Here is a 16474-nt window from a genome sequence, read left to right as displayed (position 1 = left end):
ATCATGGGATGCCGGGTGGCGCGCGAAGCGCAACCTCCAGGTTAGCGGACGGGGCGCTCACCAACCCGGCGGCAGCGGGGCCCCGAGAGCGGCCAGGGGGCCGCGCGCCTTGATGCCCACCTCGGCGACCTCGGCGGCGGCATCCGATCGCCACGTGATCCCTCCGCCGGCGCCGACGTAGGCGCCCGCGGGATGACTCACGATCGAGCGGATGACCATCGCGAGATCGAGCCCGCCGTCGTCGCCGACCCAGCCGAAGCAGCCCGAGAACACGCCGCGCGGCGCGCCTTCGAGCTCGTGGAGGATCGTCATCGCCGACAGCTTCGGCGCCCCCGTCATCGATCCGGCGGGAAACGCGGCGTCGAGCAGCTCTCCGAGGGTCGTGCCGGGGGTGAGCCTGCCCGAGACCGTGCTCACGAGCTGGTGCACGGCGGGATAGGACTCGACCTCCAGCAGGGCGTCCACACCGACCGATCCGGCGACGCACACGCGCGACAGGTCGTTGCGCATGAGATCGACGATCATGACGTTCTCGGCGCGCTCCTTCTCGCTCGCGGTGAGTTCGGCCGCCAGGGCGGCGTCGGTCGCGGCGTCGGCGGCTCGCGGCCGGGTCCCCTTGATCGGCCTGGTGCGCACGACGCCGTCGGAGACGTCCAGGAACCGCTCGGGGCTCGCGCTGAGCAGCGCGACGTCACCCGAGCGCAGGAAGCCGCCGTGATGGGCGGGCGTGGCGTGGCGCAGGCGTCGGTAGGTCTCCAACGCCTCGACGGAGGCCTCGACCTCGAAGCGCGTCGTGAGGCACAGCTGGTACGCATCGCCTTCGCGGATCGCGTCGCGGCATCGCTCGATGAGGGCGGCGTACTCGTCGGGCGAATGGCGCGCCCGGGCGTGCACCGCAGGTGCCGGTGCCGGCGGAGCAGGTGCCGGACCCGCGGTCGACAGCTGGGCGGCGAGCTGCTCCGACTCGCCGCTCGGCGCGAGCACCCACGCGCGCTGCCGGGCGTGGTCGAACGCGACGAGCCGCCGCGCGCGAAGCCAGATCTCCTGCGGCACTCCGATCGCGTCCCGCACGGCCGGGACCCCCGCCCGTGCGGCCGCGTCGTCGTAGCCGATCCACCCGACCCAGCCGCCGCGGAAGCGGGTCTCCTCACCCGGCTGCGTCCGCCCTTCGCACACCGTCCCGCGCACGCGTGCAGGGTCGTCGCGGACACCGTCGCCGAGCCAGCTCCAGCCGTCCCGCGCAGCGGGTCCGGCGTCGAGCCAGAACGAGTGATCCGCCTCCGCGAACACCGATGCGAAGACGGATGCCGGATCCACCCACCGTGGGATCTCCACGGCGACGAACGGCTCCGACATGTTCCCAGGCTAGACGGCGCCGCGCCCTCTAGGCTCATGGCGTGAACGAGTTCCTGACGTGGCTCCTCGACGCTGTCCAGAGCGTCGACCCGGTCATCAGGACACTTCTGGCGGGTCTTGCCATCATGCTCGAGACGAGCGTGCTCATCGGGCTCGTGGTGCCCGGCGACACCGTCGTCATCGTCGCCGGCACGGCTGTCTCGTCGGTCCTCGAGGGCGTGGTGCTGGGCGTCGTGGTCGTCCTCGGCGCGCTTGCCGGCGAGAGCATCGGATTCTGGCTCGGTCGTCTCATCGGACCCCGCCTCCAGCACTCACGGCTGGGGCGCCGCATCGGCGAGAAGAACTGGCAGCGCTCCGAACGGTACCTCCGCCGCCGCGGCGGTCCTGCGATCTTCATCTCGCGCTTCCTCCCGGTGCTGCACTCGCTGGTGCCGCTGACGGTGGGGATGAGCGGATACCCCTATCGTCGCTTCCTGGCGTGGACGATCCCCGCCTGCGTCGTGTGGTCGACGCTCTACATCTCCGTGGCGGCGGTCGCCGCGGGCACGTACCGGGAGCTCGCCGACACGCTGCACTACGCCGGATACGTCTTCGTCGGCGTCATCGTGCTCTTCCTCATCCTCGTCTTCGTCGGCAAGAAGCTCCTCGAGAGGATCGAGCGCAGGCACCTCGATCACGAGCACCCGGGCGAGGCGCCGACGGTCGACATGGAAGACTGAAGGGGATGCCCGAAACGCCTCCCCCCTCCGCGCGCGCCAAGGTCCTCTGGCTCGCGCGCTTGGAGTACCGGTTCCACTCCTGGCGAGAGCGCCGCGCCCGGCGGCGCGGCCACAAGCCCACGGTGACGCCGTTCCCCGGTTACGCCGGTCCTGACTGGGTGCGAGTGCTCGGACGCGTCATGATCGTGCCGCCCGTCAAGCGCACGGAGTCCGGCGAGTACGCCAGTGTGCGCGGCTGGCGCAGTTTCGTCGCGGTGCCGATCGGCTACGCCCAGGTGACCGTCACCATCGGCGGCATCGAGCACGAGGTCGTCGCCGATCGCGGCGGGGTGATCGACACGCGGCTGCCGGCCCGCCTCGAGCCGGGCTGGCGGACCTTCACCATGTCGGTCGAGGGGGGTGAGCCCATCGAGACCCGCGCGTTCGTGGTCGGTCCCGATGTCGACTTCGGCATCGTGTCGGACGTCGACGACACCGTGATGGTCACCTCGCTCCCGCGTCCGCTGCTGGCCGCGTGGAACTCGTTCGTCGTCGACGAGCACGCGCGTCAGCCGGTGCCGGGGATGGCGGTCCTGCTCGAGCGGGTCGTGCGGGATCATCCCGGCGCACCGCTGGTGTACCTCTCCACCGGCGCTTGGAACATCGCCCCGACGCTCATGCGGTTCCTCCGGCGCCACGTGTTCCCGCCCGGTGCCCTGCTCCTCACCGACTGGGGTCCCACGCACGACCGCTGGTTCCGCAGCGGCAAGGCGCACAAGCTGTCGAACCTCCGCCGCCTCGCTCAGGAGTTCCCGCACGTGCGGTGGCTGCTGATCGGCGACGACGGGCAGCACGATGACGAGATCTACACCACCTTCACCGACGAGCATCCGCAGAACGTCGTCGCGGTCGCCATCCGCCGGCTCTCCCCCGCCGAGGCGGTGCTCGCCGGTGGACGGACCGCGGTCAACGACCACGCCGCAGCGGCGGTGCCGTGGGTGAGCGACATCGACGGCGCGGGCCTGCTCGAACGCCTGGAGGACGCCGGGGTGCTGTCCACCGGCTGATCCGTGCCGACGTCGGCACCCGCGCGTAGGCTGGCCGCATGTGCGGACGATTCGTCGTGGCCAGTGCCGGATCCGACCTCGTGGGCGTGCTCCGCGTCGATGTCGAGGGTGACGACCTTCCTGAGCCGTCGTACAACGTCGCGCCGACCGACCGGGTGGCGATCGTCATGGATTCGGCGAAGACCGAGCCGCCCACCCGCCGCCTCGAGGCGGCGCGCTGGGGACTCATCCCCGGATGGGCGAAGGACCCCAAGATCGGCGCCCGCGCCTTCAACGCGCGATCCGAAGAGCTCGAAGACAAGCCGATGTTCCGCAACGCCCTCGAGAAGCGGCGGGCCGTGGTGCCGACCTCCGGGTACTACGAATGGAAGACCGAGGGCGGTGTCAAAGTCCCCCACTACATCCATCCGGCCGACGGCGAGCCGCTGTTCCTGGCCGGCCTGTACGAATGGTGGCGCGACAAGACGAAAGCCGACGACGACCCCGAGCGGTGGCTCCTGAGCTTCACGATCCTGACCCGCGACGCGGTCGGCGACCTGGGCTCCATCCACGACCGCATGCCGCTGTTCCTCGATCCCGACCACGCGGACGCGTGGCTGGATCCCACGACCGACAATGTCCGGGACGTGCTCGACGCCGCGATCGACGCGGCGCCGGCTCTCGCCGGCACCCTGGACAACCATGTCGTGTCGAAGGCGGTCGGCAATGTGCGCAACAACTCCCCCGAGCTGATCGAGCCGGCCGAGGACTGATCGCCGCGCGTATTCTCGTACGGTGACTCTCACCGCCTCCACTGTCGTGCTCGCGCGCGACGAGTGGGGCGCGCGCGAAACCGCGCACACCGCCCGGGCAGACGCCCTCACGCGCGATCACCGCGAACGCGCGAGTCGGCACGAGACCCATCCGGTCGAGGATTTCCTGTTCACGTACTACTCGTACAAGCCGTCGGTGCTGAGGCGTTGGCATCCGGGCGAAGGCGTCGAACTGGCGGATGCCGCCACCGCCCCGCGCGCACAGTGGCGCTGGTATCGGCCGGGCGCCGCGCCGGGCTCCATCGTCGCGGACGGCCGCGCCTTCCGCGACGAGCGCGGCAGCCTCGTGGCGAACATCGCGACGATCCTGCGCGCGACGCGGGAACGATCCGGGTCGTACGGGTGCTTCGGCCTGCACGAATGGGCGATGGTGTACCGGCAGCGCGAGCACCGTCACCCGGTCCCCCTCCGGCTCGGGCAGGCCGGCACCGACGCGGTGGTCGAGGCCCATGAGCTTCGCTGCACGCACTACGACGCCTTCCGCTTCTTCACCCCGGAGGCGGTGCCACGCAACCGGACCCCGCTCGCACGTGCCGACCAGCCGCTGCGCGAGCAGCCCGGGTGCCTGCACGCGGGCATGGATCTCTACAAGTGGGCGGTCAAGCTCGGTCCGCTCGTGCCCGGCGAGGTGCTTCTCGACGCGTTCGAACTCGCGCGGGACGTGCGCGAGCTCGACATGCGCGCCTCACCCTACGACTTGACGGAGTGGGGCTACGCACCCGTGCGCATCGAAGACCCCGACGGCAAGGCGGAGTACGTGCAGGCACAGCGCGGCTTCGCGGCGCGAGGCCAGGATCTGCGCGCGCGACTCCTCGCCATCGCCGAGGGCTGACTCAGCCCGCCGCCTCGCACGCCGCACACGGCAGCAGACCGCGGCCTTCGGCCGCGAGCTCCAGACGGAGCGCCATGACCCGCTCCGCGGCCTCCCGGAGACGCCCGGCCGGGATCGTGCCCGCCTCGACGGCGGCGGCGATGCCCTCGGCAGTGCGCACCGCCGTCTCGGGGGTGGACCCGACGACGGTCAGCACCATGTCGTTCCCCGCGGCGATGGAGACCACCGCGTTGGCCACCGGATCCGCGTACTGCGCGAGGCCCGACCCCTGCAGCATGCCGAGGTCGTCGGTGATGGCCACGCCCTCGAAGCCCAGCTCGTCGCGGGCGATGCGGTGCCACTCCGCCGAGAGGCTGGCGGGAGCGGCATCCACTGCGGTGTAGGCGAGGTGTCCGTACATCAGCACCGGCGCTCCGGCGTCGATCCCGGCCGCGAACGGCCGGCCGTCGTTCGCGCGCCAGTCGTCGAACGACATCGCGGTGGAGGGGATCGACGAGTGCGAGTCCCCCGGTGCGGCGCCGTGACCCGGGAAGTGCTTCAGCGTGGACGCCGCCGTGAGCCCTTCGCCCCGCACCGCTGCGGACACCCGCTCCGCCGCGCTCGTCGGGGACGTCCCGAGCGCGCGGCGGTAGATGAACGAGGACGGGTCCGACGTCTCGTCGGCGACGATCCCGAAGTTCACGCCGATGCCGGCCCGTCGCACGAGCGCGGCGCGGCCGGCGAAGGCGTCCTCCGAGGCCTCGGGAGGCGCGTCCTTGAGCGTGCGCGCCGACGGGAACGCGTCCCAGGGAAGACGCGAGACATCGCCGCCCTCCTGATCGATCGCGATGAGCGGCGGCCGCGCGGGATCGACCGTGAGGGCTGCGGTCAGCGCGCGCAGCGACACCTCGTCCGCGGGGATGTTCGCGCCCATCAGGATGAAGCCGCCGATGCCGGTGGATTCCATGTAGCTGCGCAGGGCCGCGGCATCCGTCGTCGGAATGTGACCCATCACGACACTCGCGGCCTGCTCCTGCACCGACATCGCCGAGACGGCGGCCACGGCGGCGGCCGTGAGGTCGGCGTCGCCGGCCGCCTGCACCACGACCTCGGTCGACGCCGCCGACGTGTCGGCCGCGCTCTGCGGTGTCGGCAGCGCGACGCCGAGCGCGAGCAGGATTCCGGCGGCAGCGCCGGAGACGCGGAATGACGTCCTCACCCCGTCAGCCTACGTGCGCCGCGTCGCCGCGTCAGTGGCGCGCGACGATGGCCGCGGCATCCGTCCCCGTCGGGAGCACGCCGTACTGCGCACCGCGATCGTCCCCCAGCCGGGCCGCGACGAACGCCTCGGCGGCGCGCGCCGGCGCATGGCGGAGCATGAGGGAGGCCTGGAACGCGAGTGCGAGGTTCTCGCTGAGCCGACGTGCCTCGGGCTGCGCCTCGGCGGGGTCGGCGCCGGCGAGCCGTCTCACGAGGCCGAGGGTCCTCTCGACGTGGGCGTCGAGCAGGGCCGAGGCGCCGCGCGTGGCGCTCAGTTCGTCGGCGAACGCTTCGCCGGACGACGCGTCGCGGGTCAGGGCGCGCAGCACGTCGAGCGCGATGACGTTTCCCGAGCCCTCCCAGATCGCCATGACGGGCTGCTCGCGGTACCGCCGCGCCAACGGGAACGATTCGGTGTACCCGTTGCCGCCGAGGCACTCCATCGCCTCGTACGCGTGGTGCGGGCCGCGCTTGCACACCCAGTACTTCGACACCGGCGTCGCGAGCCGGCGCAGCGCGACGTCCCGATCGGACGCGCCGGAGTCGAACAGCTCGGCGAGCCGCAGCCCAGTGAGCATCGCCGCCTCGTACTCGAGTGCGAGATCCGCCAGCACCGCGGTCATCGCCGGCTGATCGACGAGCAGCGCACCGAAGGCCTGGCGACCCCGCGCATGCCACAGCGCCTCCGCCACGGACTGCCGCATGCCCGCGGCCGTGCCGAGCACGCAGTCCAGGCGGGTGCGCTGCACCATCTCGATGATCGTGCGCACGCCGCGTCCGGGTTCTCCGAGCACGAAGCCGACCGTGCCGTCGAATTCGACCTCGGCCGACGCGTTCGACCGGTTCCCGAGCTTGTCCTTCAGCCGCTGGATGCGGAACACGTTGCGCACGCCGTGCGGCAGCACGCGCGGCACGAACAGACACGACAGGCCCTCGTCGCCCGCCCCGCGCCGAGTGCGGGCGAGCACGAGGAACGCGTCCGACATCGGGGCCGAGCAGAACCACTTGTGCCCGGTGAGCTGGTACGCATGGCCGCCCATCGACTCGCCGACCGTGGTCCCGGCACGCACATCCGAACCGCCCTGCTTCTCGGTCATCGCCATGCCCACGAGCGCGCTGCGCTTGTCTTCGCCCGGCAGGAGCCGCGGATCGTAGTCGCGCGAGTAGAGGCGGGGCAGCCACTCGTCGGCGACCCACGGCGACCCCTCGATCGAGGCGACCGCCGCGTGCGTCATCGAGATCGGGCACGCGTGGCCAGGCTCGACCTGGGCGAACAGCATGAACATGGCGGCGCGGGCCGTCTGTGCACCTGCTCGCGGGTCCGCCCACGCCGAGGTGTGCGCGCCACGCGCGATCGCCTCGCCGATCACGCGGTGGTACGACGGGTCGTACTCGACCTCGTCGAGGCGGAAGCCCCAGCGATCGTGCGCGTGCGCGACCGGGGTGTGCGTGTTCGCGAGGTGCGCGTCGCGCTGGAACGACGCCGACCCGACGAGGCGCCCCGCCTCACGAAGGTCGTCGTCCGCCCACGGCGCGCCGAACGAATCCACCGCCGACCGCAACACGGCGTTGCCCGAGTATTCGTCGACGTCGACCCGCCACGGCGGCTGGTTCTCGACGTAGTGCGTCGCGGCGCCGATGACGCGCTGACCGCGTGCGAATGCCGTCATGGGTCTCACCGTAGCGTCAGCCGGCGGACACGACCGCCACTCGCAGCAGCAGATCGTCCTCCGGACGGGGACTCCCGCGCCCGTCGGTGTTGCTGGTGAGCACCCAGAGCGAGCCGTCACCCGCCGCCACGACATCCCTCAGCCGCCCCTGCTCGCCGGTGAGCGCCGCCACCGGCTCCCCCGCGAGCGCGCCGTCACGTGTGTCCACCGCCCACAGCCGCTCGCCGCGGAGCCCGGCCAGGAAGACCGTGCCGCCGCGCGCGGCGATGCCGCTCGGGCTCGCCTCGTCGGTCGTCCACGCCACGACGGGGTCGACGTACCCGTCCGCCCCGCCCACGCCTTCGACGGCTGGCCACCCGTAGTTCGAGCCGGGTTCGATGAGGTTCAGCTCGTCCCACGCGTTCTGCCCGAACTCACTCGCCCACATGCGTCCGTCCGAGGTCCACGCGATGCCCTGCACATTCCGGTGTCCCATCGACCACACCGCGTTGTCCCACGGATTCCCGGGCGCGGGCTCACCGGTCGGCGTCACCCGGAGGATCTTGCCGCCGAGCGCACCGAGGTCCTGCGCGGCGTCACGCTGCTGGGCGTCGCCCGTCGTCACGTAGAGATAGCCGTCGGGGCCGAACGCGAGACGCCCGCCATCGTGCGTGCTCGCACGCGGGATGCCGTCGAGCACGACCTCGGCGGCGCCCAGCTCGAACGAGCCGGGCGCGCCGAGCAGCGGCATCCGCACCACCCGGTTATCGGCCTCCGCGCCGAAGTACGCGTACAGCAGCGTGTCGTCGCCGTCCGCGTGCAACGCGAGCCCATGGAGCCCCGACTCACCCCCGGACACCACGCCGTCCACCACGCCGACATCACGGAGCGCCCCGTCCGGGCCGAGTTCGCGGATGAGGCCGTCATCCCGCTGCGAGATGAGCGCTCCCCCGCCCTCGAGCGGCACGACCGACCACGGAGCGGCGAGTCCCGTCGCCAGCGTCGCGACTTCTCCTGCGCGCCACCAACCGTCGGCGTCGGGGGACGTCGTCGGCGCGGCAGATCCGGGCTCGAGGCTCGGATCGGCGGCCGAGGGCACCGGACCGGGCGAGGACGGACCGCACGCGGATGCCGCGAGCAGCGCCGCCACCAGGCACGCCGCCACGGCCACGCCACGCGCTCCGTGCCGCGTCATCCGCCCGCCGCGGCCGCCTCGAGCGCCGCGATGTCGATGCGGCGCATCTTCAGCATCGCCTGCACCGAACGGTGCGCCACGTCGGGGTCGGGGTGGCGGATGAGCTCCATGAGACGGTCGGGGATGATCTGCCACGACAGGCCCCAGCGGTCCTTCAGCCAGCCGCATGGCTGCTCTTGGCCGCCGTCCGAGGTCAGCGCGTCCCAGTATCTGTCGACCTCGGCCTGGTCGGCGCACGAGACGTACAGCGAGACAGCCTCGGTGAACGGGAACTGCGGACCCGCGTCCATGGCGAGGAAGTCGCGCCCGCCGAGGCGGAAGTGCACGTGCATCACCTTGCCGCCCATTCCGGGCACCTCGTCGGGGTACCGCCGCAGCGACACGATCTGAGAGTCGGGGATGAGCTCTGTGTAGAACGCGACGGCTTCTTCTGCCGCGTCGTCGAACCAGAGGAACGGGGTCACGGCTGTCATGCGTTCACCCTGTCTCACGCCATCCCGTCGACGCAATGGGGGGGGTGCGGTGCGGGCAGCGCGCTGCAGACCGGGAGGGAGCGCGCCGACCCTACGCGCCGGCGGCCCTGCCTGCTCCGATCCGGGCTGCCATCAGCGTCACGAGCTCGTAGACGACGTGGCTCGCGGCGATGCCGGTCAGCTGCGCGTGGTCGTACGCGGGCGACACCTCGACCACGTCGGCGCCCACGACGTCGAGATCGCTCAGGGCACGCAGCATCCGGAGCAGTTCGCGGCTCGTCATGCCGCCAGCCTCGGGTGTTCCGGTTCCCGGGGCGTGAGCAGGGTCGAGCACGTCGATGTCGATCGAGATGTACAGCGGCTTGTCGCCCACCCGGCGGCGCACACGCTCGATCGCCGCCTCGATGCCGCGTTCCTCGATGTCGACGCTCGACACGATCGAGAACCCGAGCAGCTCGTCGTCGTCGAGGTCCTGCTTCGAGTACAACGGGCCGCGCGTGCCGACGTGGCAGCTCGCCCTGAGGTCGATGAGCCCCTCTTCGCTGGCACGGCGGAACGGCGTGCCGTGCGTGATAGGGGCGCCGAAGTAGGTGTCCCACGTGTCGAGGTGCGCGTCGAAGTGAAGCACCGCGACCGGTCCGTGCTTCTTGTTCAGGGCGCGCAGCAGCGGCAGGGCGATGGTGTGGTCGCCGCCGACGGTGACGATGCGCTCGACCCGCGATCCCAGCTCGACCGCCGCGGTCTCGATGTCGGCGACGGCAGCCTCGATATGGAACGGGTTCGCCGGGATGTCGCCTGCGTCGACGACCTGCGCCGCGGCGAAGGGCGACACGTCCTGCGCGGGGTTGTAGGGACGCAGCAGGCGCGACGACTCGCGCACATGGGACGGGCCGAACCGGGCGCCGGGCCGGTAGCTGACGCCCGTGTCGAAGGGGATGCCGATGATCGCGATGTCGGCGCGCGGCACTTCCTCGATGCGGGGCAGGCGTGCGAAGGTCGCGATGCCGGCATAGCGGGGGTAGACGGACGCGTCGACGGGACCCACGGGCTCCTGGTGTTCGGTCATGACTCACCTCTCGGGGTGGAGGACTGGGCGCTCCCTGCGCCGTGGCTCTGCGGGATGTGGACGAGCTGCACGCCACCGGCGTCGATCGCCGCGGCGAGCGCCGACCCGACTTCGTCGGCCGTCGAAGCGCGCCGGCCGGTCGCGCCGAACGCGTTCGCGAGGGCGACCCAGTCGGGCTGAACGAGATCGACGCCGACGGGACGGATGCCGCGGTCCACCTCGTTCTGCTTGATCTCGGCGTACCCGCCGTTGTCGACGCACACGACGGTGAGGTCGAGTCGCTGCTCGACCGCGGTGGCGAGTTCGTTGAGGCAGAACATCAAGGCCCCGTCGCCGACCACGGCGACGACGGGACGACCGCCCTCGGCAGGCTGGGCGATGCGCGCACCGATGGCGGCGGGCAGTCCGTAGCCCAGCGTCGCGTAGGTCGGGGTGTACAGCAGCGAGTGCGGAGCGGACTGGCGGAGCACGTTGGCGAGCGCCATGTAGACGATCTGCGACGAGTCGCCCGCCACGATGGCATCCGGTGGCAGAGCCGCCGCGATCGTCTCGGCCAATGCCACCGTCTCGGGCAGGATCGCGCGGGTCTCCGCAGCGATCGCGGCCCGTTCCTCCGCCACGTCACGCGCGGGTCGCGGCTCTTCTGCGATCCCGACGAGCAGCTCCTCGACCACGGCGGCGCAGTCCCCCACGATGCCGACCGTCGCGTCCAGGTTCTTGTGCAGCTGAGCGGCCGAGATGTCGACGCGAACGACGGCGCCGCGCGCCTCGAGCGCGGGCGCCCACAGCTCCGCCTCGCCCAGCTTCGAACCGAGCACGAGGAGAACATCGGCATCCTCCGCAACCCGTCGTGCGGCCTCGAGACGCAGGTTCGAGCCGAGCGACAGCGGGTGGTGCTCGTCGACGGCGGCCTTGCCGTTGAGCGCCGTGAGCACCGGTGCACCCAGCCGCTCGGCGAGTGCGGTGACGGGCCGACCGGCGCGGGACGCCCCTCCGCCCGCGACGATGACAGGGCGCTCCGCTCCACTCAACAGCGCCACCGCCTCCCGCACCGCCGAAGGGTCGCCGCGCACGGGCGCCGGCGCCGGCCGGGCGGCGCGCGCCGCCGCGGGCACGTCGGCCGGCGACTCCAGCACGTCCATCGGGATCTCGATGTGCACGGGGCGCGGACGCCCGGTGCGGAACAGCGCGAACGCTTCGTGGACCGCATCGACGGCATCCGTCCCGCTCGTCACTCGCCGCGACCACTCCGCGACCGCGCCGACCATCGCGGTGGCATCCTTCGTCTCGTGGAGCGTGCCGACGTCGCGGAACTCGGCCCCGAGCGCCACGCCCGGCGAGATGACGAGCAGCGGCCGCGACTCGCAGAACGCGGTGCCGATCGCGCTCATGGCGTTCTGAAGGCCCGGCCCCGACGTCGTGATCACGACGCCCGGCAGCCCTGTCTGCTGCGCCCAGCCGTCGGCGCCGTAGCCTGACCCCTGCTCGTGCCGGTTGGTGACGGCGCGCAGTCCGAGGTCGGCAAGGGGACGGTACAACTCCAGATTGTGCGTGCCAGGGATGCCGAACACGGCCGTCACTCCGTAGTTGCGCACCGTCTCGAGCACCGCCCGGCCGGTGGTGTCGGAGTACGGGGCCGCGGTGTCGTCGGCGCTCATGTCGCCAGCTCCCCGACGCGCGCCGACGCGTAGATACGTTCGCCGCCCACCCACGTCTCGAGCACGGGGATCTGCGAGATCTCGGCCGCGTCGACCGCGAGCGGATCTCCGCCGAGCACCGCGAAGTCGGCGTACTTGCCGGCCTCGAGCGAACCCAGATCGTCCTCGCGGCCGATCGACACGGCGCCTTCGTACGTGTGCGCGCGCAGCGCCGCCGCCGCCGACACCCGCAGGCCGTCGGGACCGAGCTTGTGACCCCGTCGGGTCTCACGGGTCACGGCCGTCTGGATCGCCTCGAGCGGGATCGGCTCTGCGACCGGCGCGTCCGACGAGATCGTGATCGGCACCCCCTCGGCCACGAACTCGCCGAGCGGGTTGAACCGCTCGCCCGGCGTGCCGATCGCCTGCTCGACGCCCTCACCCCAGTTGAAGTAGTGCTGGGTCTGGTTGACAGGGCGGATGCCGGCTGCCGCCATGCGCCGGATCTGCTCGGGCGTCGGCAGCCCGCAGTGCTCGATGCGGTGCCGCGCGTCGTCGTCGGGCCGCTCGGCGAGCGCCCTCTCGATCGCCGACACGACCATCTCGATCGCCGTCGGTGACTGAGCGTGCGTCGCCGTCTGCAGGCCCGCGGCATGCGCCTTACGGATCAGTTCGGCGTATTCCGCAGGCTCGTGGTACAGCTGACCGGTGCGGCACGGGTCGCCGACGTAGCCGTCGGGGAAGTAGGCGGTCCAGCCGCCGAGCGTGCCGTCGGCGTACAGCTTGATGCCGGCGAAGCTCAGGTGCGCGTTGCCGAACTGGCCGACGAGTCCCATCTCGAGCGCCTCGTCGAGCAGGTGCGACAGCAGGTACATCGACACTCGCAGCTCCAGGCGGCCGGCCTCGGCGAGCCGCAGGTACATGTCGAACTCGCGCCGCGACACCTGCGCATCGCCGATCGTCGTCACTCCCCCTTCGAGGAAGCGCCGGGTCGCGACATCCAGCTGCCGCAAGTGCTCGTCCGGCTCGTCCGCGAGATGGAAGTTCGGGCCGTGGTGGCCGATCTTCACACCGTGAACACCGGTCAGCATGTTGCACGCGGCGTCCGAGATCTCGCCGGTGAGCTCGCCGCCCGCATCGCGGAAGATCGTGCCGCCCTCGGGGTCGGGGGTGTCGCGGTCGACGCCGTTGAGCTCGAACGTGTACGAATTCACGACGCCGCCGTGACCCGACGCGTTCATCAGGTACACCTCGCGATCGCTCGCGACCTCATCGAGCTCGAACCGGGACGGATGCCGCTGCTCGGCCAGGTTGCGATGCTCGTAGCCGTACCCGCGCACCGGCCGGCCCGCGGGCAGGTCGGCGGCGGCAGTCTTCAGCAGCGCTACGATCTCGGGGATGCTGCCTGCCTTCTCGGGCCCGCAGTCCACCCAGGTCATGAGCTGACCGTACATGAGCGGGTGCGCGTGAGCGTCGACGAACCCGGGCACGATCACCGCGTCACCGAGGTCGACGACCTCGGGGTCGAGGCGCAGCGCGGCGGCGGCATCCCAGCATTGCTGCGCCGTGCCGATCTCGACGATCCGGCCGCGGTCGGTCAGCATCGCGGCGGCGGTGCTGCCCTCGGCGTCGACGGTGTGGATCGCGCCGGCCGTCACCAGACGCGGGGTCTGCTGCGCGGGGCGGTCGAACGGGGCGAGCTTTCTCATGCTGTCCTCACAGGTGCAGTGGAGCCCGGGCCGGGCGGGCGCGCGGTGCAACCGTCCGGCCCGGGGCGAGTCAGATGGTGCGGGCCGTCGTGGTGTCGGTGCGCGGCGTGAACGAGTCCGTCACGGGCGCCTCGTCAGAGTGCTGCGGCGCGAGCCACGTGCAGAGGCCGGAGAGCGCGGCCATGCCGACGAACATCCCGAGCACCGACCAGATGCTGCCGGTCCAGGCGATCAGCATCGTGGCGAACCAGGGCGAGAACCCGGCCCAGATCGCGGCGCCGACGCCATACGACAGCGCGATCGACGTGTAGCGGGCCTGCGGACGGAACATCTGCGCGAGGATCGCGGCGATCGGCGCGTATGTGGCGCTCATCGCGATGCGCACGAGCGACGCCATCAGGAAGATGACAGGCTCCACCTTGCCCGGCAGCACCAGCATGAACGGCACGAACGTGAGCACCGAGGTCACCAGTCCGATGTACATGATGTTCTTGCGGCCCCACTTGTCGCCGAGCCACGCGACCGGCAGGGTCACGACGAACTCGATGAACGAGGCGATCGTCATGGCGTCGAGGATGACCTGCGCGCTCATGCTGATGGGCTCGCCGGTCGCGTAGGAGGTCGCGAACGTGGTGGCGAGGTAGTAGCCGCCGGTCGAGATCGGCAGCAGGCCGATGCCCAGCAGGATCGGCTTCCAGTTGACGCGCAGCGCGAACGCGAGGGGCATGGTCTGCTTGCGGCCCTCGACCTTCTGCTCGAAGACCGGCGACTCCTCGACCCGGTAACGCACCCAGAAGCCGACGGCGATGAGCACGACCGACAGGAGGAACGGGATGCGCCACCCGCCGTTCAGGATGAAGTCCTCGCCGAAGCGCGACATGATCGCGAAGACGCCCGAGGCCAGCAGCGCGCCGGCCGGGTTGCCCAGCTGCGTGAAGCCGCCGTAGAACGTCTTCTTGCCGGCCGGGGCGTGCTCGACGCTCATCAGCACCGCCCCACCCCACTCGCCTCCCACCGCGAGGCCCTGGAGCGCCCGCAGGAGGATCAGCAGGATCGGGGCGACGATCCCGATCGTCTCGTAGGTGGGAAGGCATCCGACGAGCACGGTCGCGATGCCCATCAGCAGCAGCGTGATCACGAGCGACACGCGACGCCCGAGCTTGTCGCCGATGTGGCCGAAGATGATGCCGCCGAGCGGGCGGACCAGGAACGCGACCGCGAACGTCGCGAACGCCGCGGCGGTCTCGGCCAAGGGGTCGCCGCTCGGGAAGAACAAGGGTCCGAACACGAGCGCCGCGGCGGTCGCATAGATGTAGAAGTCGTACCACTCGATGGTGGTCCCCACGAACGCGGCGATCCCTGCGCGCCGCGCCCTGCTGGTGGTGGAAGTCATGACCGCTCCTTTGCGGGGAAATGTCGGGGTGCGATGGATGCTAGGGACGAACGGATGCCGCTGGCAAGGGCAGAACTCCAGCCTCCAGCGCACTCCACTAGTGTTCTGCTCGTCATTTCGTTCAGATCATCGCATCACGTCCGACGAAAGGGGCTCTACACTCGGATTCTGCGCACCTGGACGTGCGATCTAGGGAATCTCGACGAATCGAGGATCGCGATGGATTTCGACGCCGAACTCATCCGCGAGCTGCAGATCGACGGTCGCGCCAGCATCCATACGCTGGCCGGCCGGCTCGGGCAGTCGCGTGCCTCGGTCTCCGCCCGGCTGAATGCAATGCTGACCGACGGCACGGTGCGCGTGGTCGCCGCCGTCGACCCGGTCTTCCTCGGGCAGCACGTGCTGGCGCACGTGTCGATCCGCACGCGCGGCGGCGTCGAGCCCGTCGCGCAGCACCTGCGTGGCCTCAGCGAGACCGTGCTCGTCTCGGCGGTGGGTGGAGCGCACGACCTGGTCACAGAGGTGCGGCTCGGATCGATGCCGGCGCTGCACGACCTGCTCGCCGAGATGCGCGCGCTCCCGGGAGTCGCCGACATCAACACCCTCATCTACACCGACGTGGTCAAAGGCTTCTTCGTGTCGGAATACCGCGGCGACGTCACGATCGATGCGATCGACACCGCCCTCATCGAGCAGCTGCAGCGCGACGGCCGCAAGAGCTACCGCGCGCTCGGTGAGGCGGTGCGCCTCTCCCCCTCCGCTGTGACCACCCGTGTCCAGCGGCTCGTCGACGGCGGCGTCATCAAGATCAGCGCCGTCGAGGCACGCGGACTGGCGCACCGCCAGCTCTCGATGGGAGTCGGCCTCAACCTCGCCGGCACCGACGACCGCGTGACCGAGGCGCTGCGCACGTGGCGCGGCGTCGACTTCGCGGCGCGCACGCTCGGACGCTTCGATGTGGTCACGACCCTCGTGGAGCCGTCGGCCGGTGCGCTCTACGCCAGTCTGGAGCGGATCCGGGCGATCCCCGGCGTCGCGCATCTCGAGGCCTGGTTCCACCTCGCGGTCCTCAAGGAGGACTACGCCCGCACACTTCGACCGGCAGGCGGCGGCGTCCCGCAGCCGCTCGGATCGACCGGCGGATAGCGGGGCGGACCGTGTCATCACCAGAGGTTCGGTCTCCCCGATCAGGGAGCGAAGATTCGGTGCTTGACCGAGAATTTTGGTGGACCTGAGGGGACTCGAACCCCTGACCCCCTGCATGCCATGCAGGTGCGCTACCAGCTGCGCCACAGGCCCGGATGTCTTCCCGCGGAGCGCGGGGCAACTCGTCTAGCTTACAACATCC

14 protein-coding genes and 1 tRNA gene are annotated in these 16474 nt (G+C 71.1%); 5 read left to right on the top strand and 10 right to left on the bottom strand.

Annotated elements, in window-relative coordinates; genetic code table 11:
* Positions 1-57: 57 nt before the first annotated feature.
* A complete protein-coding gene (gene pabB, locus IM778_RS08220; protein WP_194411520.1) occupies positions 58-1356 on the bottom strand; it encodes an aminodeoxychorismate synthase component I in 1299 nt (432 codons plus the stop codon).
* A 41-nt stretch (positions 1357-1397) separates the two neighbouring features.
* On the opposite strand from pabB, the gene IM778_RS08215 reads away from it, so the two are divergent.
* Genes IM778_RS08215 through IM778_RS08200 form a run of 4 tightly spaced genes read left to right on the top strand, consistent with a single transcriptional unit; the run spans position 1398 to position 4765 of the window.
* Complete coding sequence (locus IM778_RS08215) at positions 1398-2075, top strand: DedA family protein (protein ID WP_194411519.1); 678 nt, start codon at positions 1398-1400, stop codon at positions 2073-2075.
* 5 nt (positions 2076-2080) lie between these two features.
* Positions 2081-3121 carry an App1 family protein gene (locus tag IM778_RS08210; protein WP_194411518.1) on the top strand — a complete coding sequence of 347 codons (1041 nt, stop codon included), beginning with the start codon at positions 2081-2083 and terminating at the stop codon, positions 3119-3121.
* A 38-nt stretch (positions 3122-3159) separates the two neighbouring features.
* Positions 3160-3873: an SOS response-associated peptidase gene (locus tag IM778_RS08205; RefSeq protein ID WP_194411517.1), complete on the top strand. Its 714-nt coding sequence runs from the start codon at positions 3160-3162 to the stop codon at positions 3871-3873.
* 22 nt (positions 3874-3895) lie between these two features.
* On the top strand, positions 3896-4765 hold the full coding sequence (locus IM778_RS08200) for a 3-methyladenine DNA glycosylase (RefSeq protein ID WP_194411516.1): 870 nt from the start codon (positions 3896-3898) through the stop codon (positions 4763-4765).
* A gap of 1 nt (position 4766) precedes the next feature.
* Here the strand turns inward: IM778_RS08200 and IM778_RS08195 are convergent, their stop codons facing one another.
* The 8 genes from IM778_RS08195 to IM778_RS08160 form a co-directional block, all read right to left on the bottom strand.
* The gene (locus tag IM778_RS08195; protein ID WP_194411515.1) at positions 4767-5963 is read right to left on the bottom strand and encodes a glycoside hydrolase family 3 N-terminal domain-containing protein; all 1197 of its coding nucleotides are present in this window, start codon (positions 5961-5963) and stop codon (positions 4767-4769) included.
* Between the two features lie 31 nt (positions 5964-5994).
* Positions 5995-7674, bottom strand: coding sequence for an acyl-CoA dehydrogenase family protein (locus IM778_RS08190; protein ID WP_194411514.1), 1680 nt, complete (start codon positions 7672-7674; stop codon positions 5995-5997).
* A 16-nt stretch (positions 7675-7690) separates the two neighbouring features.
* Entirely contained in the window at positions 7691-8848 is a 1158-nt protein-coding gene (locus IM778_RS08185) for a PQQ-dependent sugar dehydrogenase (protein WP_194411513.1), read from the bottom strand.
* Complete coding sequence (locus IM778_RS08180) at positions 8845-9321, bottom strand: VOC family protein (protein WP_194411512.1); 477 nt, start codon at positions 9319-9321, stop codon at positions 8845-8847. Before IM778_RS08180 ends, IM778_RS08185 begins: the two co-directional genes overlap by 4 nt.
* A 91-nt stretch (positions 9322-9412) precedes the next feature.
* Positions 9413-10387: an agmatinase gene (gene speB / locus IM778_RS08175; protein WP_194411511.1), complete on the bottom strand. Its 975-nt coding sequence runs from the start codon at positions 10385-10387 to the stop codon at positions 9413-9415.
* On the bottom strand, positions 10384-12045 hold the full coding sequence (locus IM778_RS08170; protein WP_194411510.1) for a thiamine pyrophosphate-binding protein: 1662 nt from the start codon (positions 12043-12045) through the stop codon (positions 10384-10386). The genes speB and IM778_RS08170 overlap by 4 nt, the downstream gene beginning before the upstream one ends.
* Positions 12042-13733 (bottom strand): amidohydrolase, encoded by a 1692-nt coding sequence (locus IM778_RS08165; protein ID WP_194411509.1) that lies wholly within the window; start codon positions 13731-13733, stop codon positions 12042-12044. The genes IM778_RS08170 and IM778_RS08165 overlap by 4 nt, the downstream gene beginning before the upstream one ends.
* A gap of 70 nt (positions 13734-13803) precedes the next feature.
* Positions 13804-15126 (bottom strand): MFS transporter, encoded by a 1323-nt coding sequence (locus IM778_RS08160; RefSeq protein WP_194411508.1) that lies wholly within the window; start codon positions 15124-15126, stop codon positions 13804-13806.
* Positions 15127-15345: 219 nt separating this feature from the next.
* Between IM778_RS08160 and IM778_RS08155 the strand changes: the two genes are divergently transcribed.
* Positions 15346-16272, top strand: a complete 927-nt coding sequence (locus tag IM778_RS08155; protein ID WP_194411507.1) for an Lrp/AsnC family transcriptional regulator — start codon at positions 15346-15348, stop codon at positions 16270-16272.
* A 77-nt stretch (positions 16273-16349) separates the two neighbouring features.
* Here the strand turns inward: IM778_RS08155 and IM778_RS08150 are convergent.
* Positions 16350-16425: transfer RNA gene (locus tag IM778_RS08150), tRNA-Ala, on the bottom strand.
* Positions 16426-16474 lie beyond the last annotated feature (49 nt).

The sequence above is a fragment of the Microbacterium cremeum genome (assembly GCF_015277855.1).
GTDB classification, from domain to species: Bacteria; Actinomycetota; Actinomycetes; order Actinomycetales; family Microbacteriaceae; genus Microbacterium; species Microbacterium cremeum.
This window is presented reverse-complemented; position numbering and strand designations above follow the sequence as displayed.

Bases quoted from the DNA above. Each gene is read 5' to 3' on its own strand.
- pabB (WP_194411520.1), bottom strand. From the start codon at position 1,356: ATGTCGGAGCCGTTCGTCGCCGTGGAGATCCCACGGTGGGTGGATCCG.
- IM778_RS08210 (WP_194411518.1), top strand. From the start codon at position 2,081: ATGCCCGAAACGCCTCCCCCCTCCGCGCGCGCCAAGGTCCTCTGGCTC.
- IM778_RS08205 (WP_194411517.1), top strand. From the start codon at position 3,160: ATGTGCGGACGATTCGTCGTGGCCAGTGCCGGATCCGACCTCGTGGGC.
- IM778_RS08190 (WP_194411514.1), bottom strand. From the start codon at position 7,674: ATGACGGCATTCGCACGCGGTCAGCGCGTCATCGGCGCCGCGACGCAC.
- IM778_RS08185 (WP_194411513.1), bottom strand. From the start codon at position 8,848: ATGACGCGGCACGGAGCGCGTGGCGTGGCCGTGGCGGCGTGCCTGGTG.
- IM778_RS08180 (WP_194411512.1), bottom strand. From the start codon at position 9,321: ATGACAGCCGTGACCCCGTTCCTCTGGTTCGACGACGCGGCAGAAGAA.
- speB (WP_194411511.1), bottom strand. From the start codon at position 10,387: ATGACCGAACACCAGGAGCCCGTGGGTCCCGTCGACGCGTCCGTCTAC.
- IM778_RS08170 (WP_194411510.1), bottom strand. From the start codon at position 12,045: ATGAGCGCCGACGACACCGCGGCCCCGTACTCCGACACCACCGGCCGG.
- IM778_RS08165 (WP_194411509.1), bottom strand. From the start codon at position 13,733: ATGAGAAAGCTCGCCCCGTTCGACCGCCCCGCGCAGCAGACCCCGCGT.
- IM778_RS08160 (WP_194411508.1), bottom strand. From the start codon at position 15,126: ATGACTTCCACCACCAGCAGGGCGCGGCGCGCAGGGATCGCCGCGTTC.
- IM778_RS08155 (WP_194411507.1), top strand. From the start codon at position 15,346: ATGGATTTCGACGCCGAACTCATCCGCGAGCTGCAGATCGACGGTCGC.